Below are 25,193 nucleotides of genomic sequence, written 5' to 3'. Positions count from 1 at the left end.
GACACAGCCTTAGTATAGGCTGTGTGAATTCTCTTCAATATGTTTGTTAGTGACCACACCCCACATCTTGTAGTAACACCAAGTTGTGTAGCAAAGGATAATTGGGACAAAAATACACGCGGCAACTGTCATCACAGTCAGGGTGTTTTTACTTGATACCGCATCCCACATAGTCAAACTTACAGTTGGGTTGATACTCGATGGCATAAGGAAAGGGAACAATGCAAAACCAGCAGTTAAGATTGCGCCAATGACTGCCAAGCTTGAACCAAGGAAGCTAAAACCTGCTTTACCTTTACCTGCGGCAAGGATAATGATCAAAGCACCTAAAATAGCCATGATTGGCGCAATCATAGTAATCGGATAAGTACTGTAATTGTTCATCCAACCTGGGTTGGCATTGGTGATCACTTCTTTAGCCAATGGGTTAGCAACGCCATTAGTGTCAAACGGTTGAGCTAATGTGTAGCCTTGGATATTACCGAAGTATAACCATGCGCCTGCAAGTAAGAAGCAAACTAAGAATACGATACCCATAAGCTGAGTCGCTTTTGCAGAGCGTGCACGTAGGTCGCCGTCTGTACGAAGCATGAGCCATGCACCACCATGAGCGCAAAGCATAGATAAACTCACAATACCGCAAACTAAAGCAAATGGGTTAAGCAGCGCAAAGAAGCTACCTGTATAAGTCGAGCGAACAGTTTCGTCCATAGTGAATGGAACACCAAGGAACATATTACCAAATGCAACACCAAATACGAGGGCAGGAACGGCACCACCAATTGCTAGTCCCCAATCCCAAGAATTACGCCACTTGGTATTTTCAAGTTTAGAACGGTAGTCAAAACCGACTGGACGTAAGAAGAGAGCGAAGAGTACCAGTAACAGTGCCCAGTACATGCCTGAGAATGCAGTTGCATATACCATTGGCCATGCTGCAAACAGCGCACCACCGGCAGTAATAAACCAAACTTGGTTACCGTCCCAGTGTGGGGCAATCGTATTGATTGCCGCACGACGTTCTTCGTCTTTTTTACCTACGAATGGCATGATCGCCATTGAGCCCATATCGAAGCCATCGGTGAGGGCGAAGCCGATCAGTAGGACACCGACTAATACCCACCAAATGATTTTGAGTAATTCATATTCGATCATGCTTGAGCCTCCTCATTTGCCTTTTTTGCAGCTTCAAGTTTCTCGAAGTGGTATTTACCAGTATGTAGAGAACTTGGGCCAAGGCGTGAGAATTTAATCATTAAGTACATTTCAATGATCAGCAGTACAGTGTAGAACGCTGCTAATGCAAGGATAGAACCCCATACATCACCTGTACTTAAGCTAGAAGCTGAAAGATGTGTAGGTAGAACTTCACCAATAGTCCAAGGTTGACGACCAACTTCGGCAACATACCAACCTGTTTGTGCAGCAATCCAAGGTAAAGGTAGAGCAAACAAAGCAAACTTTAATAACCAAGGTTTGTTTTCTGCATTACGTTTACCGACAGCAAAGGTAGCAAGTACGAACAGCAGGAGCATTAAGAAGCCAGAAGCAACCATTGCACGGAATGCCCAGAACAAGCTTGGAACATGTGGAATAGTGTCTTTTGCAGCAGCTTTGATTTGTTCGTCAGAAGCATCGACAACTTTGTCTGTGTATTTTTTCAGAAGCAGACCATAACCTAAGTCTTTTTGAGACTCAGCAAATGCTGCTTTAAGTTCAGGAGACGTATCGCCTGCACGAAGTTGTTCTAACTGTGAGTAAGCCACCATACCGTTACGAATACGCGCTTCGTGTTGTACGATCAGGTCTTTAATACCTGTCACTTCTTTATCAGTTGAACGTGTTGCGATAATCCCCATGACATAAGGAATTTTGATCGCGTAGTCAGTAGACATGGTTTCTTTATTTGGAATACCAAACAAAGTAAATGGCGCTGGAGCTGGGTGAGTGTCCCATTCAGCTTCAATTGCAGCAAGTTTAGTTTTTTGTACGTCACCAATTTCATAACCAGATTCATCACCCAGTAAGATCACTGAAAGTGTAGACGCTAAACCAAAGATAGCAGCGATAGCGAATGAACGACGCGCAAATGGCAAGTCACGCTTTTTCAATAAGTAGTAACTTGAAATTGCCAGTACGAAAATAGCACCAGTCACATAACCTGCAGATACGGTATGTACGAATTTAACCTGAGCCACAGGGTTGAAAATTAGTGCACCGAAGTCCACCATTTCCATACGCATGGTTTCATAGTTAAACGCGGAACCGACAGGGTTTTGCATCCAACCATTGGCCACTAAAATCCATAGTGCAGACATGTTCGAGCCAAGTGCAACTAACCAAGTGACAGCCAAATGCTGAACTTTAGATAGGCGATCCCAGCCGAAGAAGAATAAACCAATAAATGTTGATTCAAGGAAGAATGCCATCAGACCTTCAATGGCTAATGGTGCACCGAAAATATCACCGACATAGTGTGAGTAATACGCCCAGTTAGTACCGAACTGAAACTCCATGGTCAAACCAGTAGTAACACCTAATGCGAAGTTAATACCGAAGAGTTTTCCCCAGAATTTAGTCATGTCTTTATAAATTTCTTTGCCAGAAATCACATAGGTGGTTTCCATAATGGCAAGAATAAAAGCCAGACCTAAAGTCAGTGGAACAAAAATAAAGTGATACATCGCGGTCATTGCAAATTGGAACCGCGAAAGATCGACCACGCTTTCAGAAATCATCAACGTGTCTCCTTGATTTGGGAAGGACTGCCAGCAATATGCTCGGCAACTTGATTGTCAAAGTTTTTAGGGATAGTAGGGGCGTCAAACCAGATGTTCTTAATGATCATTAAAATAATCACTTTAATTATTAGTATTGCGGTTATTTCTCTGACCACACGACGATTTAAATCTTTGAATTTTAAGCTCATGGAGATAAGCCTATTCTTTAAACTTGTACTATATTATTAACAAATATATACAAAAAGCAAATAGGTTGAACAGTTAAAATAAAAATATATTATTAAGTAATTTAAATACAATTACTTATAGTGCTTATTAGTTAAAAAATAAACTAATTTTTTTATTTTAAATACTTGACTAAAACACTTGTGTTTAATTATTTTAAATCCGACTAAAACGCTTATATTTATATTTTAAATCCTGACTAATTTACTATATTTACTAAAAGTTACATTATTAATAATGAGAATCTTTATTGAGTGAATAAGATTTTTATTTTTATGTTTAAGTTTTGCTAAAAAAAGGGCTATTCATGTAGTGCTGTTAAACGATCTCTATATGGTTAATGTTAAAGAGGCTGGACTAAGTTTTTTAAATACTTTTTAAATATTTGATACATGATGAACTTAGCTTATTTTAGTCTTGAGACACTACATTTGAGTAAAAAAAAGACATACCGGAGTATGTCTTTTTTAGGGGGTATTGCAGCTTAGAAGTCGTAACGCAGACCAAGAGAAAGTGCAGTTGCATTTTCATCACCGATCCCTGAAATACCGTTACCGAAGCTACGACCTTCTTTCCAAGGGTTAAGTTTAGAGTTTTTGTCGTTAAGCACAGTTGCTAGGTTGCCGTATACGCGTAAAGTGCTATCCAACTTATGTTCTACACCCACACCGATCAAGCTTGCATTAGCATCATCAGCATCTACGTCACGGTAGAAGTATTCACCGCGTACTGAGGTTTTAGGCGTTACTTTATATTCGCCAGCTACACCAAAAACTTGAGCATCTGGGTTGGCTGTATCGTTGTCGTGTTTCGCAATTTGGTATAAAGCACCCAAGTTAAATTCTTCAGTTAACTTATATGCACCGGCAATACGGAATGCATCTCGACTTGCGCCACCTGCTGCGTTTGCTGCATTTTCATCATACTTTTCGTATGCTGCTGCAAAATCAATTGGACCTTCTTTATAGGTTAGAGCAAGGTCATAGGCTTTGTTGTCATCTTTGCCTTCGCCATCTGCTTCACGGTCAATTTGTGTACCTGAATGCATCGACATTGCAGCTAATACATTGAAACCACCGCCAAATTTTGGAGATTTATATTCAATGGTGTTTTCATTACGTTCATCAAATTTTAAGTTGCCGACACGTGTTACGTTACGAACGTCACCAACCATGTCGCCGAAGAAGTTCACAGGGCTACGTGCGACTTTAAATGGGCTGTCAAAACGACCTACACGTGCTTGACCATAAGTTGAACTTTTTAAACCCACGAATGTGTCACGTGTTGAAAAATCTACACCTTTGCTGTCTTGGCTACCGCTTGCAAAGTTTACTTCTTGCTCAATTTGAGCGAATACGTTGAGGTCATCATTAATTTTTTGATCTACTTTGAAGCCTAAGCGTGAAGCGTTAGAAGAAAGACCAACTTCGTTGTAATCTTTACCATCATCTAGATAGTCAAGAGAGACATGTGCACGGCCATAAATTTTTACATCTGCAGCAGATGCCATCATTGGTGTAAGAATTGTTGCCCCGATTGCTAATGCACATAGAGTTTTTTTCATTTGAAGCTCCAGAAGACTTTTCCAGTCATATCAATATGTTTTATCAGTAGCTTGGCTAGAAGTAATTTCGCTATCTAATGGCGCTAAGTATTCATTACAAATAAGACAGTTCTATTAAGGAAATATTTCAAAACGGTGAAAGGTGATTTTTGGTTTAAATTACTTTTATACTTATAAAAATGAATATGTATTAAACACTTATAGTTATATTGAAGATTGATTTTTTCAGCTAAAAAGTACTTGGGACAATATTCTAGACATAAAAAATGGAGCTGAAGCTCCATTGATCATCACTTTAAACTCAATTGAACTTAAAGTGCTGCTTTGATTTTTTCGCCAATGGCTTTGATTTTTTCCATGTCGCCCATCTGTGCGGCATGTTTACCTAATTCATGCACTGAAGTCGGAATCAGGTGGAAATGCACATGCGGAACAGTTTGACCCGCAGCAGCGCCAGACAACTGCATCAATACGATACCTTTCACGTCTAAGGCTTTTTCCATTGCTTTCGCAACTTTTTGAGCGACCTGAATGGTATAAGCAGCCGCTTCTGGATCTAAATCAAGCAGCGTAATAGCAGGGGTTTTAGGAATTACGAGCGTATGACCTTCGGCCTGTGGCATGACATCCATAAAAGCGAGTACTTGATCATCTTCATAGACTTTAAACGCAGGAAGTTCTCCACGTAAAATCCGAGCAAAAATATTTTGATCATCATAAGTCATTGCTAAATTCCTTGTGCGAATTGAATCGTAATTATTTACAGTTCAATTCTTTCTGGCGATCTTTGATCGCGTCAAGTCGTTGTTGCTCTTTTTCTGAAAATTTAGGCTTAGTTGTGTAGCAATTGTCATTGCCGAACTTCGCTTTAGCATCAGGATCTTTAAAGCAAAAACCTTTCGATGCATAAATCACGTCATGGTCATTTTTCAACTTTTGGCATTCTTGCTCAGATGCTAAAACAGCAGTAGAAGCCCCGATTAAAGTTACAGCACCTAGCAAAGTTGCAAGGGTAAATTTGTTCATGCGAGTTTCCTCTGTCATTTGTAACAATGTGTGTTATGACACTAGAGTACAATATGATGGTTATTTATCGTTATTCAATGGCGAGTTATTACTCAATTGTAATTTTACTCCATTTTTCATACATAATCATAGCGCTTGAAAAATCACTGTTTTCTTCAGCTTGATCGCTTGCTGCTTGGATTAAATTTTGCGTCAAAGAGAGCACCGGTGCTGAAAGTTTTGCTTGGCGCACAAGATCAACAGCAATTCCCGTATCTTTTGCAAGTAATGGAAGTGCAAAGGTTAATGGGAAGCTACGATTCAGTACGCGTTGCGGTAAAACTGTTTCAGTCACATTACTTTTACCGCTCGACGCATTAATACAATCGAGTGCTTCATGTAAGTCTACGCCATGCGCTTTTAAGGTGGTGAATCCTTCAGCAACTGCACAAAGATTTACAGCCATTAACATGTTGTTTACAGCTTTCACAGCAAAACCCGCACCCGGTTCACCCACATGTTTAATCAGTCTGCCAAATGTTTGGATCGCAGGTAATGCACGTTCAAAGGCTGCTGCGTCACCACCAATCATGACGGTTAATGTTCCCGTTTCAGCGCCAATGGTTTGTCCACTCACAGGGGCGTCTAAGAACGAAACGTTTTGTTGCTTTAAGGCTGCAGCGAGTTTTTTTGCAGATTCTGGCACACCGCTGGTACAGTCGACCCAAATCGAGCCTGATTTCAGCGTCACACTCGCAATTAAATTTTCAACATCTTGGCTGATGGGTAGGCATGAAAAAATAATGTCCGCTTGTACTGCTTGCTCTAATGCAACCGCTTGCGTACCAAATTCAGCAGCATGTTGCTCTGCCTTGGTAAAGTTTCGATTCCAGACATAAACCGTGTCGAACTGTTTTGGTAGGTGCGCTGCCATACGGTAACCCATTGCGCCCAATCCGATAAATGCAACTGACTGAATCATCTTTACCCTCTAAATTTTTATTTCAATAAACTGGATCTTTGTGTAAGCCACTGGGTCAAAGTTGGCCAAAATTGATTGGCACTTTTTTGACTCGACATTAGGCCGAGGTGACCACCGGGAATGAGAGTAAACGTGACATCTTGACTACTTGTCAATTCGCCTAAAGGACTTGCTGCATCAGCAGTAACGATTTGATCGGTAGAACCCGCGCCAATCAACAAAGAGCAGTGGATATTTTTTAATTTAATAACTTTATCTTTCAATTGAATAATGCCGTTTTTAAGTGGATTTTGTAGCCAAACATTGAACACCATGTCTTGGTTAATCCCACCCGGATAGTCAATCATGTGATTGAGAAAATCGCCCATGGTTGCATGTTCATACAGGTCATGTAGATTGTCTAAGTTAGATAAAAATTGTTTTTGGCTTTTGAACCAACCCATTGGATCAACGATTTTAAATCCAATCGCATTGAGTACGCCCGGTGTATGGATAAAATGTTTAGGAATTTTCCCAGTGTAGACCGTATCTTGTAAATTCTTACTACGTGAAAGCAAGCGATTGGTTTTTTGAAATAACTTTCCGATACGACCTGAAGCATAGCTATCAATCGGTGCGCCCATCACCATTAGATTTTTAACATGTTCAGGTTGGTGTAATGCGGTATATAGCGTTACAAAGACTCCAGCCATGCTCCAACCGTGTAGCGAGATGTATTGACTATCTGCATGTTTACAAATTTGATCAATACAATGTGGAATCACATCATCAATAAACGATAGAAAATTTAAGAAACGATCTTGATAGTTTAATTTTCCCCATTCCAACAAATAGACATCAAAGCCACTATGTTGAAAATGTTTCACCAATGAGCGATATGGATACAAATCATAAATCGCCATATTGATGGCCAGTGGAGCAACAAACACTAAGGGTTCTTTGTATTTACGATCAGGCGAAGCGTAATACCGAACTTTTGCATGTTTATATTCAGTAATTACTTCATAGGGTGTCGATTGAGAAAGGACCAACGATTTTGCATTAAACACACGTGTAGACAGGTGTTTAATTTTCTTTTGCTGCGCCAGAAATTTCTGTTTGAAAGGGTGCATAACTGTCAATTGCCTAAGTCCTTGTAGGATTGGTCGAAGTCTAAGCGATAATTTCGTATTTTACCTTGACCTTAAATAGCTTAGACGCTCAAAATATTGGCAATTCTTCACAAAGGCAGTTCTTCGCGACTGAGTAATACAGATGAGCCAACAAGACGACATCGAATATCAATTAGAGACTTTAGCGATTCGTACAGGTCATACTCGTACTTTTGAGGGTGAACATAGTGAGCCAATTTTCCTGACTTCATCATTTGTTTGTGAAAGTGCAGCAGATGCCGCAGCAAAATTTTCAGGTCAAATTGAAGGCAATACCTATTCACGTTATACCAATCCAACTGTACAAGCGTTCGAAAAACGTTTAGCTGTTTTGGATGGTGCTGAAGCCGCTGTTGCGACAAGTTCAGGTATGGCGGGCGTACACGCGATCACTTTGGCATATTTGAAAGCTGGTGATCATGTGGTGTGTTCACGTGCTGTCTTTGGTTCGATCATTTCTCTGTTTGAAAAATATGTCATCAAATTTGGCGTTGACGTTACTTTTGTTGATTTGGAAGATTTAGATGCTTGGAAACAAGCGATTCGTCCAACGACACGCTTATTGTTTATTGAAACACCGTCAAACCCATTAGCTCAAGTAGGGGATTTACAAGCCATTGCTGATATTGCACATGCGCATGGGGCATTATTTGCAGTCGATAATACTTTCTGTACACCGGTGTTACAGCAACCGATTAAATTTGGTGCGGACCTCGTGATTTATTCATCAACTAAATACATTGATGGACAAGGTCGTGCGCTCGGTGGTGCTGTTGTAGGTAGTGCAAAATTGATGGAAGAGATTACAGGTGTTATTCGTACACTGGGTAACTCGATGAGTCCATTCAATGCATGGATCTTCCTGAAAGGCCTAGAAACTTTAAGCTTACGTATGAAAGCCCACTGTGCAAGTGCTCAAACTTTAGCTGAATGGTTAGATGCACACCCGAAAGTTGAAAAAGTGTACTATGCGGGACTTCCAAATCACGAAGGTCATGAGTTGGCGAAAAAACAACAAAAAGGCTTTGGCGGAGTTGTGTCGTTTGTTGCCAAAGGCGAACGTGAAGGTGCTTGGACTGTGATTGATAATACCAAGTTCCTTTCTATTACAAGTAACTTGGGTGATGTAAAGTCAACAATTACCCATCCTGCAACGACTTCTCATGGCAGAATGTCAGCAGAAGCGAAAAAAGCAGCAGGGATTAGCGAAGGTTTAATTCGCGTATCTGTTGGTTTAGAGGATATTAATGATATTATTCGCGATCTTTCACGCGGTTTAGATCTTATCTAAAGTGAATTCATCAGTTTTGTTCGGAGATTTTTATGAACATTAATATGCTCATGCAGCAAGCTCAACGCATGCAAAAAGAAGTAGAGAGCAACATTAAAAAAGCCAAGGAAGAGCTTGCACAAGTTGAAGTTCACGCTGAAGCAGGTGGTGGTCTGGTTAAAGTTACTATGACTGCACGTCATGTAGTGAAACGTATCGAAATCAATCCTGAACTACTTCAAGATGATGCAGATATGATTGAAGACTTAATTGCAGCAGCAATGAATGATGCTTCACGTCAAGCTGAAGCGATTTCAGAAGAAAAACTGAAATCTGCAAACTCTGGTATGGGTCTTCCACCAGGTCTTTCAGGTTTATTCTAAGGAATACGTTAAATGTTTAGTGATCGTTTTGATCAACTTGTACAGGCATTGCGTATTTTACCAAGCGTTGGGCCAAAGTCGGCTCAACGAATGGCACTGCACTTAATCATGAAAAATAGGGAAGGCGCTGTTGGTCTGGCACATGCCTTGACTGAAGCAACCAACTATATTCATGAATGTTCCATTTGCCATTCATTGACTGAAGATGAGGTATGCAACATATGCGTCTCGTCAGAACGTGATGATCAACTGCTTTGTGTGGTTGAATCTCCTGCAGATGTCATGGCAATCGAGCAAAGTGGCAGTTTTAGAGGGAAATATCATGTATTGGGTGGGCATTTGTCGCCACTCGATGGTATTGGCCCCGACGAAATTGGTATCCCATATTTAATTCAACGACTAAGTGATGGTAAAGTGCAGGAAGTGATCTTGGCGACCAATGCAACGGTTGAAGGTCAAGCGACAGCACATTATTTGGTTGAAGCGACTAAACATTTACCAATACAAATGACCCGTATTGCACAGGGAGTACCACAGGGTGGTGAGCTTGAATATGTGGATAGTCATACTTTAAGTCAGGCCGTGCATAACCGAATGCGAATGAAGTAACTATAGAGCGAAACTCGTTTCGCTTTGTATAATTTTCACTTAATTATTTATACTTAATAACGATTAAAGTTTTTGTTTACAATGAATAAAAAAGCCAATTAAAGGAAATAAGTCACTAAAATAACGTTTTTCCTTATAGATAAATAATATATATCAGTTAATATAAGCTCATAGAGCATCTAAATTTAGACTCAGCAACTTATGTATCAATTCATTCAAAATCAGCCAGATTTAAATTGCGTTTTAAATCTTATGGACCAAAGCTCGATTTACGGACTCGACACCGAGTTTATAAAAGTAGATACCCTGTGGCCCAAACTTGGACTTTTCCAAATTAATGTACAAAATCAGGTGTATTTACTTGATGGTACAACCCTCGATTTAACCCAATTCTGGCAAAAATTATTTGCGGCTCAGCAAAACATTTTTCATGCTTGTAGTGAAGATATCGACCTGATTTATCACTATGCACAGCATAAGTCTTTAGAAAATGTCTTTGATACCCAAGTTGGGATGTCATTTTTAGGGCATGGCTTACAAGTCAGCTATCAAAATGCCTTAAAAACTATGCTCGATGTAGATATAGATAAAGATCAGACACGTTCAGATTGGTTGGCTCGTCCACTCAGTGCCGAGCAATTGAACTATGCAGCGAATGATGTACATTATTTAATGAATTTAAGCCATACGATTCAAAATGAGTTGGCTGCGAAAAGTTTATTAAATTGTGTGCTTGAGGACTGCAAAAATTTAACTTATGAAATTGGCACTGAAACGCCGATCCATATGCTGTATCACGATATTGGTAATTATCGACATTCACGTCGTCAGCTCATGCAAATTCAGCAATTGGCCGTTTGGCGTGAGCAAATGGTGAAAGCCTTAAATCAGCCACGTAGCTTTATTCTTAAAAACTCAACCATCATTGATATGGTAGAAAAAAATCCAAAAAATAATTTTCAATTGAGTGCGGTGAAAGATATTCGTCCGAACATTGTGCGTGAGCATGGTAAAATTATTTTAGATTTGTTGAAGTTTTTACCAGAACAAGCTGAATGGCCGCTGCGTATGGCACGTCCAATTCGTCATTCGTCTCAGGATATTGGTTCGCGCGTCGATACAGTCATTCAGCGTGCAGTACAAGAAACCTCTGTGCCTAAAGAAGTTTTAATGCGTAAAAAATGGTTAAATGCTTTGTATCAGCATGTGGTTTTTCATAATGATGAACAAGATTTACCGAGCTATTTGTTGGGCTGGCGCTATGATTTGCTGACGAAGCCTTTAATTGAAGTACTGCATGCCGATGAAAGCTATCTTTCTGGTCAAATGAAAGTGATGGAATAAGTTCTGATTGATTAAAGAACTATCACTTATACAAATTCACGACTGATGCGTTAATAAACACTAATGTATCAGTCTTTTTTTTGATGTATCCTTTGCCTTGCGTTTAATGAGTATTGATTCAATTATGTACTGTTCTATCTACAAATCGAGCAAAAAAGATGAAATGTATCTTTATATTGCTCGTCCTGAAGTTAATGAAAACGAAACTGAAGCGACAGATCCGCTTGCAGTAATGCCTGATGCTTTACGTACAGCGTTTGGTCGTGCCACATTTGTCATGGATCTAGAACTTAGTGAATCACGCAAACTTGCACGTGTGAACGTATTGCATGTCATAGATTCAATTGAAACAAAAGGGTTCTTTATTCAAATGCCTCCAGAAGGTTTAATTGACCCAAATGCGGTTGAGCCAGAAGGCTTGCGCGGCGCTTAAGTTAATTCAGGAGTTGTGAAAATGAATGGTGTAGTATCGGTATTGGACTCAATTCCTGAAAGCAGTATTGCAATTACGGTTTACCTAGGTGGGGCTGTAATTGCTTTGTTGTGTTGGTATGGGCTGATGAAGCGCTTACCCAAAACGATCGGTGCCATTGGTTGGCTTATCGTATTTGCTATTTTATTAACACCAACCGTTTCTGAAGGTTCAAATGCAGCAATCGCACCTGCGATTTTTGGTTTGATTTTTGGTGTATTAACAAAAGATCAGCCATTGGTTTGGTTGAATCTATCGCTGATTCTCTTTGTGGTGGGTATTGGTTTAGTCCTCGGTTATTTTTGGACCAAATACAATGCAGCGAAACCACAGCACGTTGTAAACAAGAAAATTTCACCGCTTTAAATAAAAAAATAAGGTTATGTCATGTCTGTTGAAACTCAACAATTTACTGGTACAGATCAATATATTGCGACCGATAGCTTAAAACTTGCAGTAAAAGCTGCACGTTCATTGCAAAAGCCACTTTTGGTTAAAGGTGAGCCGGGGACAGGTAAGACACTTTTAGCCGAACAAGTGGCTGAAAGCTTAGGGCTTAAGCTCATTACGTGGCATATCAAATCAACGACCAAGGCTCAACAAGGTTTGTACGAGTACGACGCCGTATCTCGTCTGCGTGATAGTCAGTTGGGCGATGACCGTGTTTATGACATCAAAAACTATATTAAGCCGGGTAAGCTTTGGGAAGCGTTCACCAGTGAAGAACGTTGTGTACTTCTAATTGACGAGATTGATAAAGCAGATATCGAATTCCCTAATGATTTGCTGCATGAACTCGATAAAATGTCCTTCTTTGTGTATGAGACGGGTGAAACGATTACGGCAACACAACGTCCAATCGTGATCATTACTTCAAATAATGAAAAAGAACTTCCAGATGCCTTTTTGCGTCGTTGTTTCTTCCATTATATTGAATTCCCGGACGAAGCAACCATGCGTGAAATCATCGATGTGCATTTTGAAAATATTTCAAATACCTTGGTTTCCGAAGCACTACAAATCTTCTTTAAATTACGTCAAGTTCCGGGTTTAAAGAAACCACCTTCAACCTCTGAGTTGATTGATTGGTTGAGTTTGCTGATGGCGGATGATATGCCAGAAGATATTTTACGCAATACAGATAAATCAAAATCAATTCCACCGCTTTATGGTGCCTTGATTAAGAATGAACAAGATGTGCAATTACTTGAGCGTCTAGCATTTATGTCACGTCGTTAATTGATATCAATTCTTTAAAAGATTTAAAAGCCGGTTATCCGGCTTTTATTTTGAGCATTAAAAAATATAAAGGTGAATTATGCAGACAAATGCATACGTATCTCGTGTACACATAGCTGTACCTAGGAGATTAAAGCCGACTGTACTTTTGTTGGCTGCGAGCTTGTATTTATCTGGGTATAGCTATGCGATGGATGATGCTCAGTTTGAACAGCAGCATCAACAGCTACTCCAGGATGCGTATTGGGCGCAAGTTGCAGAACATCAACTTAAAGAAAAGCTCATTGATCAATCAGATCATCTCGCAGCTCAAACGGCCATTCAGCAAAAGGCCTGTGCTGCAACTTGAGCTAAAATACTATGATTTTGTGATCTTGAATCTAAGTGACTTTAACCGCTATAGAAACCATCAAGGTTTTCATAAAATCGTATCTATTGAACATTTGCAGCAAGATCGCCTCAATGTTCAGCACAAATATGAAACTCTTAAACAATCGCTTAACAATAGAAATGCGACTTGCGAATAAATCATGCTATATGTGTTTCTTTGGATAGTAGGGCAACGTATATGAACACGCAGAACAAGCTTTTGGCTTTACTTGTAGGGATCAATTTTTCATAATGGTGGATGTAAGGCAAGACTCAGTTGCAGATGAAATAACAAGATCACATGCATTCACACTGGATTTGACCTCCTGATATTTAATTTTTTATTGGATTTTATTCGCCTATGTTTGTGCGATTGTTTTATACCCTTCGAAAATACGGTGTTCCTGTTTCAACTCGTGAATTGATTGACTTGAACCAAGCAGTGGCAGCAGGGCTAGTCTTTGCAGATCAAAATGAATTTTATCAGCTTGCAAAAACCGTCATGGTCAAAGATGAGCGTTACTTTGATAAGTTCGACCGTGCAATGAAAGATTATTTTGACGGTATTGCTACCTTTGATTTAGATGAGCTATTAAATCAGGTGCATAAACTGCCAAAGGATTGGTTTGATCTAGAGCTCATCGAAAAGCATTTGACACCAGAACAACGAGAAGAACTAAAAAAAGCTGGATCATTAGAAGAACTGATGAAAATGCTTGAAGAGCGTTTGCGCGAGCAGCATAAAAAGCATCAAGGTGGTAATCGGATGATAGGTACGGGCGGTACCTCGCCCTTTGGTGCCTATGGTGACCATCCTGAAGGTGTGCGTATCGGTGGGCCTGGTCGTAAACGATCTGCGGTGAAAGTGTGGGAACAACGACAATACCGAAACCTAGATGATGAGCAGATTCTCGGAAGTCGTCAGATGCAGATGGCTTTGCGTCGTTTGCGTAAATTTGCCCGCCAAGGTGCAGCAGAAGAGCTAGATATCGACGGAACCATTCGTGAAACAGCCAAACAAGGAATTTTGGATGTGCAGTTGGTTCCTGAACGACGTAACCGCATTAAAGTCTTGATGCTGTTTGATGTTGGGGGCTCGATGGATTCACATATTGCCCAATGTGAGAAGCTCTTTACCGCGGCTAAAACTGAATTTAAAACCTTAGAGTATTTCTATTTCCATAACTGTTTATATGACTATGTGTGGAAAGATAATATTCGCCGTTCAAGCACGCGTATGAATACTTGGGATCTATTCAATACCTATGGGCGAGATTACCGCGTCATCGTGGTCGGTGATGCAAGTATGGCACCGTATGAGTTGAACTCTGTAGGTGGTTCTGTGGAGTATATGAATGATGAAGCGGGTCAGGTGTGGTTACAGCGCTTACGCAATCATTTTGATAAAACAGCATGGTTAAACCCCGAAGAAGAAAGTTATTGGCATTACACCCAAACCATAGCTGCGATAAAACACATCTTTGAAGATCATATGTTCCCGATGACTCTAAAAGGTGTGGAAGATATGACGAAATATTTAGCGCGCTAAAGCTTTAAAAAACGATACTTTTTCTTATCAATGATGTTTATATTACTTACACCAATTTTGCATTGTTTCTTATTTTCAAAATTGGATAGTATTTAAAAGTCTTTGTTTTGCATACAACATGAAGGAAATATGATGGATCATCAAATTAATGGTATCGCATTACCTAATGAAGAAGGTTTCTTCGGTGAATACGGTGGGCAGTTCATTCCACCAGATTTAAAACAGGCAATGGATGACATTAATGTTGCTTATGAGCAAATTCGTCATACAGAAGAATTTCAAAATGAATTGAAAGAGTTGTTTGCGCACTATGTTGGACGTCCAAGCCCATTGTTTTATGCGAAGCGCTTGTCTGACAAATTAGGTGGTGCACAAATCTACCTCAAGCGTGAAGACCTCAACCATACTGGCGCGCATAAAATTAACCACTGCCTTGGCGAAGCCTTATTAGCAAAATACATGGGTAAAACCAAAGTGATTGCTGAAACCGGCGCAGGTCAGCATGGTGTAGCATTGGCAACGGCTTGTGCCTTAGTGGGCATTCCATGTGAAATTCACATGGGGCAAGTGGATATTGAAAAAGAACATCCAAACGTAGTGAAAATGAAGATTTTAGGTGCCAACCTAATCTCTGTCACTCGTGGGACAGCTACGCTTAAAGATGCAGTAGATAGCGCTTTTGAAGAATACTTAAAAGATCCAACCAATTTTATTTATGCGATTGGTTCAGTGGTTGGCCCACACCCATTCCCGAAAATGGTTCGTGACTTCCAGTCAATTATTGGTGATGAAATTAAAGTTCAAGCCAATGATCGATTTGGTGCAAATCCTGACTATGTCGTTGCATGCGTGGGTGGTGGATCCAATGCTGTTGGTGCATTTACAGCATTCCTGAATGACTCCGATGTAAAACTTGTAGGCGTAGAGCCTGCAGGTCATGGTTTAAATACCAATATGCATTCTGCAACATTGACACTGGGTAAGCCAAGTCAAATTCATGGCATGGCATGTTATGTCCTTGAAGATGAACAGGGTGAACCATTACCAGTGCATTCAATTGCATCGGGTTTGGATTATCCAGGAGTGGGGCCACAACATAGCTTGTTAAAAGACCTAGGCCGTGTTGAATATACAACAGCGACAGACCAAGAATGTTTAGATGCATTTATAGCGCTTTCACGTGTGGAAGGTATTGTTCCTGCACTAGAAAGTTCACATGCGGTTGCTTGGGCAATTCGTGAAGCACCAAAACTTGCCAAAGATGTGAAGATTGTGGTTAACGTTTCAGGCCGTGGCGATAAAGACTCAGACTATGTGGCTGAAAAATTAGGTTTAAATTAATTACTGCCATTAAAAAAGACTAAGCTGCTCATCATCTGTTGATGGTGCAAAAATCTTTTGCAGTTGTATAGGCCGATCTATATTCGAAGTATCCCAGTTTTTAACTGGGATATTTTTTTTGACATAATTTTTATAAAAAGTGTGGTTAACGCTTGATGTAATTGGAATTAACTCTGGATGTAGCGCATAAATAATTGCCTTTGCATCTAAAATTTCAGCGACAGCAGAAGCAATCTCAAAATTGATCGTACGTCGGTGGTATTGCAGCAGTTCATCGTCTTTCATCGATAACATTAAGCGTTCTAATTCTAAAATGATGGCATCTAGTTGGTCTAATTTATCTAAAGCGGATTCAAACATAAGAAAGGAAATTGAGAAAAGTAATTAATTTGTAATGTTTATGTCATTACAAAATGTGAGTTATATAAATTATTGATATTTGGAATTCCCCCTTAAAGCTTATCAAGGGGGATTTTTGAGTTTAGCCAGAAATATATTGTTGAAGTTGTTCGATCAGTTTGCGTTGATCATCCATTGCTGCTTTTACAAGGTCGCCGATGGAGATTAAGCCAGTTAATTTCTGTTCCTCAACGACAGGTAAATGACGTAAATGGCGATCTGTCATGAGTTCTAAACATTCTTCGACAGTCGCTGCACTTGTGACAGTGATGACACTTCCCGTCATAATCTCGCTGACAGAGGTATCGAAAGAAGTTCTTTCCATCAGGGCGATTTTACGTGTGTAGTCACGCTCAGACAAAATACCAACGACTGTGCCTTCATGGGTCACAACGAGGGCACCAATGCCTTTTTGTGCCATCAGGGAAATGGCTTCGAGTACAGTCGCATCTGGAGTGATGGTGTAGATTTCTTGAAAAGCTTTGTCTTTAAGTACTTGGGCAACTGTAGTCATATTTTCATTCCTTTATAGTAGTTTTTGTTTAATTTAAATTAGCGCGAAAATTGAAAAAAGCAAATATTTTTCAGTGCATGCTTAGGTCAAAACATGCACTGAGGGTTTTATGCGATTTGTATTTTGTCATTATTAAAAAAGAATAAACGCATTTGCGATGTTGTGAGCTTGAGACGGATGTGGCTAGAGCTATGCAACGCAGGGATGACTTTAAGGCGTGTTAATGTCGGTAATAGCGATGCCTCAAAATCCTCTGGTGTAATGCGTCGTGGAGTGTAGTTGGGCCAATGCTTTTTGGCATATTTATGCGCTTGAATGCCATTTAGCCAAAACGGGAAGATAATATGATCTTGATCGCTGGTCATTGCCCAACCTTGTTGGTGGTAGAGACCCCAAAGGACTCCACAGTACATCATGGTTTTTAAAATACTAATTTTGAAAAATAAATCTTTTGGAATAGGTTTATATTGCTTTAATTTAGACATCATATGCAGCGTGTTGTTGATGTTGCTCCTATTGTAGGAAATTCTTATGAAAAAGCTGTGTAAGCTTTGAACTTGATTGTAAGAATTTATGTAGTTAAAAGTTGAAGGGTGTAAAAAACGCCACCTTAGTGACGTTTTGTTATGCTTGCAAGGTGGCCATGTTCTGCCAATATTGCGCTTTGAGTGAGTCACGTTCTACGCGGAAGCCTTGATAATAAAGTTCAGCCAAAAATAACGCTGCTTTACCATGTCCAGCACGAGCTGCATCTTCCAATTCATGAACTGCATCGCTGAAGTTCATTTGAGATTGAATTGTGTTTACCGCATTTGCGTATACATGTTCGAGTTCATGTTGAGAGAATTGTTGAATCATATTTAACTCCTTATTCTAATTATGATCATTAAGGGCTCATTCTTTAGCCCTATTAACTAATTTAACTAAGTATTATTAAACTAATATTACAATTATCTTGAATTGTCAACTATTCACGTAAATATTTCTAATTTGCTATAGTTTACATGATTAAACAATGGACAATTGTTTTCGTGAGTAAAATACTATCATAAGAAGTTGTAGATAATAAGGAGAAGTAAATGACAAGAGTTTTAGACGGTTTAACTTTAGATTATCCTCCGACATTAGCGCAAATTGTGGAGTTGGCACATCTACATCGTCGCAATCTTGATGAAGCAATTTTTCATCAAGAAATTCATTTAGGGGATTTTGGTTTGGCACAGCGCAAACGTGTATATGATTTCACACGGGATTTAGATAAGGCACAGCGCTTAGAATTTTACAATGCATATAATGGCGAATTACTCAAAATCGCCGATGATGATGATTTACATCCTGCGCATGCAGAGGGTGGAATGAGTATTTTTGCAGTATTTATCGTTTTGGCGATTATTGCATTGATTCTTTATTTTGCGGTGATACGTACCATTATTCATTAAATTGTTTAGCTAACTCACAGACTGAAACAGTGGACTGATGCAGTTTTAAGCGCTGTGACTTGAACTTCTTGAACGTCAGCCATACACTACTTTGAACCTGAGGTAGTGTATGACTATTGATTTAGAAAAAATTATTCAATTCAAATCTAAAATACAGCTAGAGCAAATTTATAATATCTTTGTTTCAGTCATGATCGTGGTGATTTTGGTATTGGCTGTGATTGCCTTATATCGTCCTATTTCTGTACAGCAATACCAAAACGTGTCACGACTTGCGTTGCAGCAAAGTTATCCTGAAACACAGGAAATGGCGATGCTGCTGAGACAGCAAGATCGCATTCGTGTGGGTGCTTATCTTAAATTGATGCATGCTTATCAGATGGAATCTGTGCGGGCACATCAACTTCCGGCTTTGGCAGAGGAACAGCCTTAGTTGCAGGGATTATCTTGGTTGGAGTTGCTTGTGCATTATCCTCTAATATCTGCTGTACTTCATTTTTATCTAAGGTTTTGCTCACCACAATCACCGTCATATTTTCAGGGTGCATGTAAGTACGAACCGCATTTTGTACATCAGCTACAGTTATTTTTTCCAATAATTTAGGGTACTGGGTCAAATAATCTGGATCTTGTTGATAAAACCCCAATAGACCAAGCTGTGCATTGATTGTTGCATTACTGCTGTAATTATTTGGAAAAGCACGCAGCATACCTGCTTTGGTTTCTTCCATTTGTTTTTGATCAATAGGCATTTTGACAAAATCATTAAAAGCCTTATGTGCCACTTGAATACTATCTATCAGCTGATCTTGACGTGTTCCATAGCTAAAACTAAAGATACCGGGTGCTTGGCTAAAGCTAAATGCACTATAGGCACCATAAGTATAGCCACGTTTAACGCGAAGCTCTTGCATGAGGACCGAGTTAAAACCTCCACCACCAAACATTCGATTAGCTACTTCTAGGGCTAATCGATCTTTGTTATCACGTGTCGCTCCTAAATGTCCAAACATGACGTTGGCTTGGGTGGAATTGTAGGGAAGATGGATGATATCAAACCCTTGTTTTTCTTCTGGTTGTGCAAGTGCCTTAGCTTTTTCACCTTGGTTTAAGTTTCCGGAAATACGTTCTGCAAGGTTTTGTGCTTCTTTTTTGCTGAGTTTGCCTGTAATGGCAATATTCATGTTTTGAGCAACTAAAAATTGATTACGAAACTTCTTTAAAATGTCAGGGGTGATTTTTTTGATACTGCCATTGGTTCCAGTAATCGGTTCTGCATATGGGTGTGTGCCGTATACAGCCCGATAGAAACGAATATTCATTAAGCGACTTGGGCTTTCTTGGAGTTGTTTCTGACCAGCTTGGTTATTGCTGAGTGCTAAGTTGAGACTGGAGTTTTTAAAAGTCGCATTTTTAATCACATCCATCATCATACTTAAAGCAGGTTCTAATTTTTTAGGGTCTGACAATACGCGTAGCCGAACGACAAACATATCTCGATGTGCTTGTACGCTAAATTGAGCACCTGTTTGGTCAAAAACTGAGGCAATTTGTGTTGCATTGTATTTTTCTGTGCCTTCATCTATTAAACGTGCAGCCATGTTTGCTACACCATACAAGCCTTTTCCGACTTCTTCATCACGAGCAGAACCTGCATTAAAGGTCAGTTGAATATCCACCATAGGTAGATCTTGTGATTCAACAAACAGGCTATTTACGCCATTTCGGTTTTTCAGCACTTGAACAAGCGGAGCACGGTAGTCTTTATCAATCTGTAAATTCTTTAAACTTTGCAGCATGGGGATAGATTGTAATTGGCTCGGATTATCGTTGAGGTCGGGAACATTTTCCGTATAAGTTTCTGCATGGAGGAGTGAGCCAAACGCAGTGAGTAAGCTTAGAGATAAAATTTTCGTAATAGTCATCACTAATCCTTACAAGACGCTTTCTGTGTTTTGGGTTGAGTTAGTCTGTTGCTCTGGAGTAACAACTTCCGTTTGAGCTGGTTTTGTAGTTTGATCTGCTTTATTTGAGGTTGTTGGAACCTCCGTCTGTTCTGGAAGCAGATACATGGTGCTTAAATTTTCTTTGACAAAATACGCATTTGCGACACGTTGAATATCTTGTGCGCTGACGTTTTCATATAGTTTTGGTAATTCGTCCATTAGCCTGAAACTGAGCCCATTGACTTCTAAGTTACCGATCGTCTTGGCTTGGCTGCTGATGTCATCTTGGTTATAGACTAAATTGGAGACAAAACGTGTGGTGATACGTTCAACTTCAGGTGTTTTGACTAATTCTGTTTTTAAAGTGTCGATTTCATCTTGTATCGCTTTTTGCGCTTGTTCCATTTTGACGCCATCGGCAGGGAGTGCTGAAATGGTAAACAAGCTGTCTCCACGATTGTATGGATCATAAGAAACACTTACAGCAGTAAGTAATTTTCTATCGCGTACCAGTTTGTCTTGTAGGCGCGATGAGATGCCGCTGTCTAAAATATTGCGAATAATATTGAGAGCATAAGCATCTTGTGGGTTTTTTGCGGTAGCTAGTGAGCGTACATTCCACGCCATATACAAATTGGGCACTTGTACGGGTAAATTTAGTTCCATATGACGATAGCCCACACGCTCGAATTCCATCACATCGTTACGATCAGGTGTTTTACGTGATGGAATATCACCAAAGTATTTTTGAACTTGACGTATTGCTGCTTCGGCATCGACATCACCGACAATCACCAAAATGGCGTTGTTTGGGGTATACCAATCTTTATACCACTGTTTTAAATCAGCTAATTTGATGTTTTGCAGATTTTTCATGTGTCCAATGACGGGTTGACGATAGTGACTGGTTGGATAAGAGATCCATTTGAAACGTTCATAAGCCAAAGAACGAGGGTTATCATCTGTACGCTGTCTGCGTTCTTCCATAACCACTTTAATTTCAGGCTCGAAATCTTGTTGTTGCAATCGTAAATTACTCATACGATCCGCTTCGAGCTCCAGCGCCATAGGGAAGTAGGCTTTAGGATACAACTGATAATAATTGGTGTAATTGGTAAAGGTTGCAGCGTTGATGCTGCCGCCATAGATACGGCTGAGACGTGTAAATTCATCATTAGGAACTTTGGTGGTTCCTTTAAACATCATATGTTCGAGCGCGTGGGAGATCCCTAATAGATTGCCCGACTCATCACTACTACCCACACGGTACCAAATATGGGTCATTACCATCGGCGCACGGTGGTCTTCACGGATAATGACCTTTAAACCATTTTTAAGGGTGGTTTCAAAGGTGCTACGTGTTAATTGGGTACGTGTGTCTGCATGTAGATTGGGTGCAGACCAAAGGCAACTGCTGATGACACAGATAGGAAGCGCAGAGCGAAATAAAGTTTTAAAAAAATAAGGAGAAAATCTGTTTTTATGGGACACAAAGGAATCCATTAAAATGCATTTTATAGCTATCTAGTTTTCCTAAAGTTAATTTTGATTGCAAGTTCAACATGTTGTTTTTTAGTGTGCTTCGCTCTGACAGGCGTGTAGCGACTCAATTTAAGATAACTTATGATAGAATCGGTTTTTTTAACGCAGTGCTTTTCAAGGATTCGGCATGCAACAGCAATCTCATGGGCAGAATAAATTTTTGATTGATGCTGATATCGGTGATGACGATGTCACGCTACCGAGTTTACCTGCGGTAAATGTGCCGATTATCGAGACACCGAAAGTACAGCAAGAAGTTGCTGCACCATTACAAGAAACAGAGTCAAAAACTGAAGACTCGAAGGTGAAAGGCGGCTTCTTTAGTCGTATGAAAGAAGGTCTAGCAAAGTCACGTAAGAACTTTGCAGACGGCATGGTGAATATCCTGATCGGTGGGAAGGAAATTGACGATGAACTTTTAGAGGAAGTTGAAGAGCAACTTTTGGTTGCTGACATTGGTGTCGATGCAACCAAAACGATTATTGCGAACTTAACTGAACGTACTGAACGTGGCGATTTAATTTACTCGCACTCTTTATATAAAGCGCTTCAAGAAGAACTGGTGGCATTACTTGCACCACGTGTTAAACCGCTACATATCGACAGCAATAAAAATCCGTATGTGATTTTGGTTGTTGGTGTGAATGGTGTGGGTAAAACCACCACGATTGGTAAATTAGCGAAACGCTTACAAGGTGAAGGTAAAAAAGTAATGTTGGCTGCTGGTGATACATTCCGTGCAGCAGCCACAGAACAATTACAAATTTGGGGTGAACGTAATAATATTGCCGTTGTGGCTCAAGGTCATGGTGCAGATTCTGCTTCAGTTATTTTTGATGCATTTGAAAGTGCTCGTGCAAAAGGCGTAGACGTGCTGATTGCAGACACCGCAGGTCGTTTACATAACAAAGGACATCTAATGCAAGAGTTGTCTAAAGTAAAACGTGTAATGCAAAAAATTGATGCTACAGCTCCGCATGAAGTGATGTTAGTGGTAGATGCAGGCACAGGTCAAAATGCCATTAACCAAGTTGAAATGTTTGATGAGGCAGTAGGGCTTACAGGTCTAACCATTACTAAGCTTGATGGTACAGCAAAAGGTGGTGTGTTATTCAATATTGCAAGCCGTACCCATGTGCCAATTCGTTTTATTGGTGTAGGTGAGAAAATTGATGACTTGCGTCCATTCTCAGCTAAATCATTTGTCGCAGCATTATTTGAAACTGATAAATAAAATGCGTTAAATGTCACATAAACTCCGCAAAATGCGGAGTTTTTTGTTTTTGAGCTTACTGATTGATTTAAAAAGCAACATGTGAATAAATCATAGTCAAAATTCAGCCTAATAAACCCTTAGAATAAGTAAGGAATTGTTGTTTATATATAAAAATTGCTTTGGGGTGTTTAGGGTGGCGTTACTCGATAAAATTGGTCATGTATTGACTGCGGATATCACTAAAGATTTTAAATTAAAAAAGAAAAATACTGACCAAGAAGTAGAAGCGTCATTTGTCGACCAACTAAAGAAACGTCGCAGTATTTACGAGCTTGGAAAGAAGGTACATTATAGTCAGGCTTATTTGGCGGAACTGATTCAAGAGTCTGTAAGAAGTTGTCCATCTGCATATAATTCGCAAAGCACACGTATTGTGGTTTTATTTGGCGAATCTCATCAAAAATTTTGGGACATTGTAAAAGACGTACAACGCAAGAATGTTGCGAGTTATATTTTTGAAGGTGTGGCGCTCAAAATAGATCAATGTGCAGCTGGCCTGGGAACTGTACTTTTCTATGAAGATCAAGCTGTGATTCAACAATTACAAAAGAAAGTGCCATTAAGTGCAGAAGATTTTCCAGTGTGGTCGGAGCAAACGTCTGGCATGGCCCAATTCGCAGTATGGACTTCGATCGCAGATGCAGGTCTAGGCGCATGTTTACAGCACTATAATCCACACATTGATTATGCTGTTGCCGAACACTTTGATATTTCAAGACAATGGCTGCTACGTGCGCAGTTGGTCTTTGGTTCAATTGAAGGCCAAGCGCCTGAACGCTTAGAACCAGAAGATCAAGATCAGTTTAGAATTTATGAGTAATTTCTATGTTCTGTATGTTGCTTTGATTTCTGCCGTACTAAAGACAGTGAAACCAAAATCTGAATGTAAGTGGGTTGTAGGTATTTAGATGCTTGCAACTGATTGTTCTAGAAATAAGACACAATGTTGTAAATATAGTCATGCAACTGTTAAAAACATCACCTATTATAAATCTCAACTTAGTCAGCTAATTGAAAATAAAAAGAGGTCTTGTAATGTCATTCTTGAATCAAATCGAACAACGTCGCACAATCTATTCTATTGGTAATAACGTGAGTTTATCGCAAGATGAAATTGAGCAAACCATTAAAAATGCTGTACGTTTAAGTCCGTCATCATTTAACTCTCAAACGTCTCGTGTCGTTATTCTGTTTGGTGATGCACATCAAAAATTCTGGAATATCGTACGTGAAACTTTACGTAAAATTGTACCTGCAGATGCATTTGAAGGAACCAATGGCAAGATTAATAGTTTTGCAGCAGGTTTTGGTACAGCATTATTTTATGAAGATCAGGCTGTAGTAAAAGCTCTCCAAGAACAATTTGCACTTTATGCAGATAATTTCCCAGTATGGTCTGAACACTCAACAGCGATTGCTCAATTTGCTACTTGGACGGCTTTGGCTGAAAAAAATATCGGTGCATCATTGCAACATTACAATCCAATTGTTGATGCTGAAACAGCTGCGGCATTTGATGTGCCAGATCAATGGAAACTACGTGCACAACTTGTTTTCGGTTCGATTGAAGCGCCTGCAGGCGAAAAAACCTTTATTGCAGATGAAGAACGATTCAAAACATTTAAGTAATGATGGTGTGATGAATTAAAAAGGATGCATTAAGCATCCTTTTTTTATATGCAAAATTCTTGAATGAATATCAAAATAATGTCTTGAAACAAAATATACAGTGATTAGACTTCTTTCATAATTCATTTTTTGCTCAGCTCTAAATTATAGATTCCCGCAATTAAATTGAATCTTAAGCCCAGTCTTTTTCCTCGATTACGATAT

At 39.6% G+C, this 25,193-nt stretch carries 28 protein-coding genes and 1 pseudogene; 15 read left to right on the top strand and 14 right to left on the bottom strand.

Going from position 1 to position 25,193, the window contains the following annotated elements; genetic code table 11:
* Positions 1–9: 9 nt before the first annotated feature.
* The 8 genes from cydB to AC25JC_RS03510 form a co-directional block, all read right to left on the bottom strand.
* On the bottom strand, positions 10–1,155 hold the full coding sequence (cydB, locus tag AC25JC_RS03545) for a cytochrome d ubiquinol oxidase subunit II (RefSeq protein ID WP_078188515.1): 1,146 nt from the start codon (positions 1,153–1,155) through the stop codon (positions 10–12).
* The gene (locus AC25JC_RS03540) at positions 1,152–2,738 is read right to left on the bottom strand and encodes a cytochrome ubiquinol oxidase subunit I (protein WP_078188514.1); all 1,587 of its coding nucleotides are present in this window, start codon (positions 2,736–2,738) and stop codon (positions 1,152–1,154) included. The genes cydB and AC25JC_RS03540 overlap by 4 nt, the downstream gene beginning before the upstream one ends.
* The gene (gene cydP / locus AC25JC_RS03535; RefSeq protein ID WP_078188513.1) at positions 2,738–2,929 is read right to left on the bottom strand and encodes a cytochrome oxidase putative small subunit CydP; all 192 of its coding nucleotides are present in this window, start codon (positions 2,927–2,929) and stop codon (positions 2,738–2,740) included. The genes AC25JC_RS03540 and cydP overlap by 1 nt, the downstream gene beginning before the upstream one ends.
* 521 nt (positions 2,930–3,450) lie before the next feature.
* Positions 3,451–4,530, bottom strand: coding sequence for a porin (locus tag AC25JC_RS03530; protein ID WP_078188512.1), 1,080 nt, complete (start codon positions 4,528–4,530; stop codon positions 3,451–3,453).
* A 311-nt stretch (positions 4,531–4,841) separates the two neighbouring features.
* The gene (locus tag AC25JC_RS03525) at positions 4,842–5,255 is read right to left on the bottom strand and encodes an HIT family protein (RefSeq protein ID WP_078188511.1); all 414 of its coding nucleotides are present in this window, start codon (positions 5,253–5,255) and stop codon (positions 4,842–4,844) included.
* A gap of 31 nt (positions 5,256–5,286) precedes the next feature.
* Positions 5,287–5,556, bottom strand: coding sequence for a YARHG domain-containing protein (locus tag AC25JC_RS03520; protein WP_078188510.1), 270 nt, complete (start codon positions 5,554–5,556; stop codon positions 5,287–5,289).
* Positions 5,557–5,644: 88 nt separating this feature from the next.
* On the bottom strand, positions 5,645–6,517 hold the full coding sequence (locus AC25JC_RS03515; protein ID WP_180116482.1) for an NAD(P)-dependent oxidoreductase: 873 nt from the start codon (positions 6,515–6,517) through the stop codon (positions 5,645–5,647).
* 17 nt (positions 6,518–6,534) lie between these two features.
* Positions 6,535–7,629 carry an alpha/beta fold hydrolase gene (locus tag AC25JC_RS03510; protein WP_486923463.1) on the bottom strand — a complete coding sequence of 365 codons (1,095 nt, stop codon included), beginning with the start codon at positions 7,627–7,629 and terminating at the stop codon, positions 6,535–6,537.
* A 142-nt stretch (positions 7,630–7,771) separates the two neighbouring features.
* Between AC25JC_RS03510 and AC25JC_RS03505 the strand changes: the two genes are divergently transcribed.
* From AC25JC_RS03505 to trpB, 10 genes are all read left to right on the top strand, one after another.
* Positions 7,772–8,959, top strand: coding sequence for an O-succinylhomoserine sulfhydrylase (locus tag AC25JC_RS03505; RefSeq protein ID WP_180040989.1), 1,188 nt, complete (start codon positions 7,772–7,774; stop codon positions 8,957–8,959).
* A gap of 32 nt (positions 8,960–8,991) precedes the next feature.
* Positions 8,992–9,321: a YbaB/EbfC family nucleoid-associated protein gene (locus tag AC25JC_RS03500; RefSeq protein ID WP_180074039.1), complete on the top strand. Its 330-nt coding sequence runs from the start codon at positions 8,992–8,994 to the stop codon at positions 9,319–9,321.
* Between the two features lie 12 nt (positions 9,322–9,333).
* Positions 9,334–9,930: a recombination mediator RecR gene (gene recR, locus AC25JC_RS03495; RefSeq protein WP_078188505.1), complete on the top strand. Its 597-nt coding sequence runs from the start codon at positions 9,334–9,336 to the stop codon at positions 9,928–9,930.
* Between the two features lie 201 nt (positions 9,931–10,131).
* Positions 10,132–11,274: a ribonuclease D gene (locus tag AC25JC_RS03490; protein ID WP_486923462.1), complete on the top strand. Its 1,143-nt coding sequence runs from the start codon at positions 10,132–10,134 to the stop codon at positions 11,272–11,274.
* 124 nt (positions 11,275–11,398) lie between these two features.
* A complete protein-coding gene (locus AC25JC_RS03485) occupies positions 11,399–11,707 on the top strand; it encodes a YcgL domain-containing protein (protein ID WP_180011296.1) in 309 nt (102 codons plus the stop codon).
* Positions 11,708–11,728: 21 nt separating this feature from the next.
* A complete protein-coding gene (locus tag AC25JC_RS03480; protein ID WP_078193907.1) occupies positions 11,729–12,112 on the top strand; it encodes a hypothetical protein in 384 nt (127 codons plus the stop codon).
* Positions 12,113–12,133: 21 nt separating this feature from the next.
* A complete protein-coding gene (locus AC25JC_RS03475; RefSeq protein WP_078188501.1) occupies positions 12,134–12,985 on the top strand; it encodes an AAA family ATPase in 852 nt (283 codons plus the stop codon).
* Between the two features lie 79 nt (positions 12,986–13,064).
* The gene (locus AC25JC_RS03470; RefSeq protein WP_180157460.1) at positions 13,065–13,334 is read left to right on the top strand and encodes a hypothetical protein; all 270 of its coding nucleotides are present in this window, start codon (positions 13,065–13,067) and stop codon (positions 13,332–13,334) included.
* Positions 13,335–13,715: 381 nt separating this feature from the next.
* Positions 13,716–14,903, top strand: coding sequence for a vWA domain-containing protein (locus AC25JC_RS03465; RefSeq protein ID WP_078193904.1), 1,188 nt, complete (start codon positions 13,716–13,718; stop codon positions 14,901–14,903).
* A 132-nt stretch (positions 14,904–15,035) separates the two neighbouring features.
* Positions 15,036–16,244, top strand: a complete 1,209-nt coding sequence (gene trpB / locus AC25JC_RS03460) for a tryptophan synthase subunit beta (protein WP_180133185.1) — start codon at positions 15,036–15,038, stop codon at positions 16,242–16,244.
* A gap of 9 nt (positions 16,245–16,253) precedes the next feature.
* Here the strand turns inward: trpB and AC25JC_RS03455 are convergent, their stop codons facing one another.
* The 4 genes from AC25JC_RS03455 to AC25JC_RS03440 all read right to left on the bottom strand — a co-directional run bounded on the left by AC25JC_RS03455 (position 16,254) and on the right by AC25JC_RS03440 (position 18,015).
* The gene (locus AC25JC_RS03455; protein WP_486923461.1) at positions 16,254–16,604 is read right to left on the bottom strand and encodes a hypothetical protein; all 351 of its coding nucleotides are present in this window, start codon (positions 16,602–16,604) and stop codon (positions 16,254–16,256) included.
* 121 nt (positions 16,605–16,725) lie between these two features.
* Complete coding sequence (locus tag AC25JC_RS03450) at positions 16,726–17,157, bottom strand: CBS domain-containing protein (protein WP_180116485.1); 432 nt, start codon at positions 17,155–17,157, stop codon at positions 16,726–16,728.
* Positions 17,158–17,264: 107 nt separating this feature from the next.
* On the bottom strand, positions 17,265–17,642 hold the full coding sequence (locus tag AC25JC_RS03445; RefSeq protein ID WP_180035766.1) for a DUF2750 domain-containing protein: 378 nt from the start codon (positions 17,640–17,642) through the stop codon (positions 17,265–17,267).
* Positions 17,643–17,781: 139 nt separating this feature from the next.
* The gene (locus tag AC25JC_RS03440) at positions 17,782–18,015 is read right to left on the bottom strand and encodes an SEL1-like repeat protein (RefSeq protein ID WP_078188494.1); all 234 of its coding nucleotides are present in this window, start codon (positions 18,013–18,015) and stop codon (positions 17,782–17,784) included.
* 221 nt (positions 18,016–18,236) lie between these two features.
* Between AC25JC_RS03440 and AC25JC_RS03435 the strand changes: the two genes are divergently transcribed.
* Both AC25JC_RS03435 and AC25JC_RS03430 read left to right on the top strand, forming a co-directional pair.
* Positions 18,237–18,596 carry a hypothetical protein gene (locus tag AC25JC_RS03435; protein WP_111884936.1) on the top strand — a complete coding sequence of 120 codons (360 nt, stop codon included), beginning with the start codon at positions 18,237–18,239 and terminating at the stop codon, positions 18,594–18,596.
* Between the two features lie 109 nt (positions 18,597–18,705).
* On the top strand, positions 18,706–19,029 hold the full coding sequence (locus AC25JC_RS03430; protein WP_111884935.1) for a hypothetical protein: 324 nt from the start codon (positions 18,706–18,708) through the stop codon (positions 19,027–19,029).
* On the opposite strand, the gene AC25JC_RS03425 is transcribed toward AC25JC_RS03430, so the two are convergent.
* Positions 18,953–20,524, bottom strand: coding sequence for a M16 family metallopeptidase (locus tag AC25JC_RS03425; protein ID WP_486923460.1), 1,572 nt, complete (start codon positions 20,522–20,524; stop codon positions 18,953–18,955). The two genes, AC25JC_RS03430 and AC25JC_RS03425, sit on opposite strands and share 77 nt — an antisense overlap.
* 123 nt (positions 20,525–20,647) lie before the next feature.
* A pseudogene (locus tag AC25JC_RS03420) lies at positions 20,648–21,961 on the bottom strand (M16 family metallopeptidase); the annotation flags it as partial.
* 250 nt (positions 21,962–22,211) lie between these two features.
* Between AC25JC_RS03420 and ftsY the strand changes: the two are divergent.
* The 3 genes from ftsY to AC25JC_RS03405 all read left to right on the top strand — a co-directional run bounded on the left by ftsY (position 22,212) and on the right by AC25JC_RS03405 (position 24,989).
* Entirely contained in the window at positions 22,212–23,318 is a 1,107-nt protein-coding gene (gene ftsY, locus AC25JC_RS03415; RefSeq protein ID WP_486923459.1) for a signal recognition particle-docking protein FtsY, read from the top strand.
* Between the two features lie 175 nt (positions 23,319–23,493).
* The gene (locus tag AC25JC_RS03410; RefSeq protein ID WP_486923458.1) at positions 23,494–24,180 is read left to right on the top strand and encodes a nitroreductase family protein; all 687 of its coding nucleotides are present in this window, start codon (positions 23,494–23,496) and stop codon (positions 24,178–24,180) included.
* A 215-nt stretch (positions 24,181–24,395) separates the two neighbouring features.
* Positions 24,396–24,989, top strand: coding sequence for a nitroreductase family protein (locus AC25JC_RS03405; protein WP_180007270.1), 594 nt, complete (start codon positions 24,396–24,398; stop codon positions 24,987–24,989).
* The last annotated feature ends 204 nt before the right edge of the window (positions 24,990–25,193 follow it).

The sequence above is a fragment of the Acinetobacter sp. P37 genome, from assembly GCF_057480965.1.
Note: the sequence above shows the minus strand (reverse complement) of the source record. Positions and strands in the feature narration are given on the sequence as shown.

Coding starts and splice junctions, on each gene's coding strand:
- cydB (WP_078188515.1), bottom strand. CDS start 1,155: ATGATCGAATATGAATTACTCAAAATCATTTGGTGGGTATTAGTCGGT.
- AC25JC_RS03540 (WP_078188514.1), bottom strand. CDS start 2,738: ATGATTTCTGAAAGCGTGGTCGATCTTTCGCGGTTCCAATTTGCAATG.
- cydP (WP_078188513.1), bottom strand. CDS start 2,929: ATGAGCTTAAAATTCAAAGATTTAAATCGTCGTGTGGTCAGAGAAATA.
- AC25JC_RS03530 (WP_078188512.1), bottom strand. CDS start 4,530: ATGAAAAAAACTCTATGTGCATTAGCAATCGGGGCAACAATTCTTACA.
- AC25JC_RS03525 (WP_078188511.1), bottom strand. CDS start 5,255: ATGACTTATGATGATCAAAATATTTTTGCTCGGATTTTACGTGGAGAA.
- AC25JC_RS03520 (WP_078188510.1), bottom strand. CDS start 5,556: ATGAACAAATTTACCCTTGCAACTTTGCTAGGTGCTGTAACTTTAATC.
- AC25JC_RS03515 (WP_180116482.1), bottom strand. CDS start 6,517: ATGATTCAGTCAGTTGCATTTATCGGATTGGGCGCAATGGGTTACCGT.
- AC25JC_RS03510 (WP_486923463.1), bottom strand. CDS start 7,629: ATGCACCCTTTCAAACAGAAATTTCTGGCGCAGCAAAAGAAAATTAAA.
- AC25JC_RS03505 (WP_180040989.1), top strand. CDS start 7,772: ATGAGCCAACAAGACGACATCGAATATCAATTAGAGACTTTAGCGATT.
- AC25JC_RS03500 (WP_180074039.1), top strand. CDS start 8,992: ATGAACATTAATATGCTCATGCAGCAAGCTCAACGCATGCAAAAAGAA.
- recR (WP_078188505.1), top strand. CDS start 9,334: ATGTTTAGTGATCGTTTTGATCAACTTGTACAGGCATTGCGTATTTTA.
- AC25JC_RS03490 (WP_486923462.1), top strand. CDS start 10,132: ATGTATCAATTCATTCAAAATCAGCCAGATTTAAATTGCGTTTTAAAT.
- AC25JC_RS03485 (WP_180011296.1), top strand. CDS start 11,399: ATGTACTGTTCTATCTACAAATCGAGCAAAAAAGATGAAATGTATCTT.
- AC25JC_RS03480 (WP_078193907.1), top strand. CDS start 11,729: ATGAATGGTGTAGTATCGGTATTGGACTCAATTCCTGAAAGCAGTATT.
- AC25JC_RS03475 (WP_078188501.1), top strand. CDS start 12,134: ATGTCTGTTGAAACTCAACAATTTACTGGTACAGATCAATATATTGCG.
- AC25JC_RS03470 (WP_180157460.1), top strand. CDS start 13,065: ATGCAGACAAATGCATACGTATCTCGTGTACACATAGCTGTACCTAGG.
- AC25JC_RS03465 (WP_078193904.1), top strand. CDS start 13,716: ATGTTTGTGCGATTGTTTTATACCCTTCGAAAATACGGTGTTCCTGTT.
- trpB (WP_180133185.1), top strand. CDS start 15,036: ATGGATCATCAAATTAATGGTATCGCATTACCTAATGAAGAAGGTTTC.
- AC25JC_RS03455 (WP_486923461.1), bottom strand. CDS start 16,604: ATGTTTGAATCCGCTTTAGATAAATTAGACCAACTAGATGCCATCATT.
- AC25JC_RS03450 (WP_180116485.1), bottom strand. CDS start 17,157: ATGACTACAGTTGCCCAAGTACTTAAAGACAAAGCTTTTCAAGAAATC.
- AC25JC_RS03445 (WP_180035766.1), bottom strand. CDS start 17,642: ATGTCTAAATTAAAGCAATATAAACCTATTCCAAAAGATTTATTTTTC.
- AC25JC_RS03440 (WP_078188494.1), bottom strand. CDS start 18,015: ATGATTCAACAATTCTCTCAACATGAACTCGAACATGTATACGCAAAT.
- AC25JC_RS03435 (WP_111884936.1), top strand. CDS start 18,237: ATGACAAGAGTTTTAGACGGTTTAACTTTAGATTATCCTCCGACATTA.
- AC25JC_RS03430 (WP_111884935.1), top strand. CDS start 18,706: ATGACTATTGATTTAGAAAAAATTATTCAATTCAAATCTAAAATACAG.
- ftsY (WP_486923459.1), top strand. CDS start 22,212: ATGCAACAGCAATCTCATGGGCAGAATAAATTTTTGATTGATGCTGAT.
- AC25JC_RS03405 (WP_180007270.1), top strand. CDS start 24,396: ATGTCATTCTTGAATCAAATCGAACAACGTCGCACAATCTATTCTATT.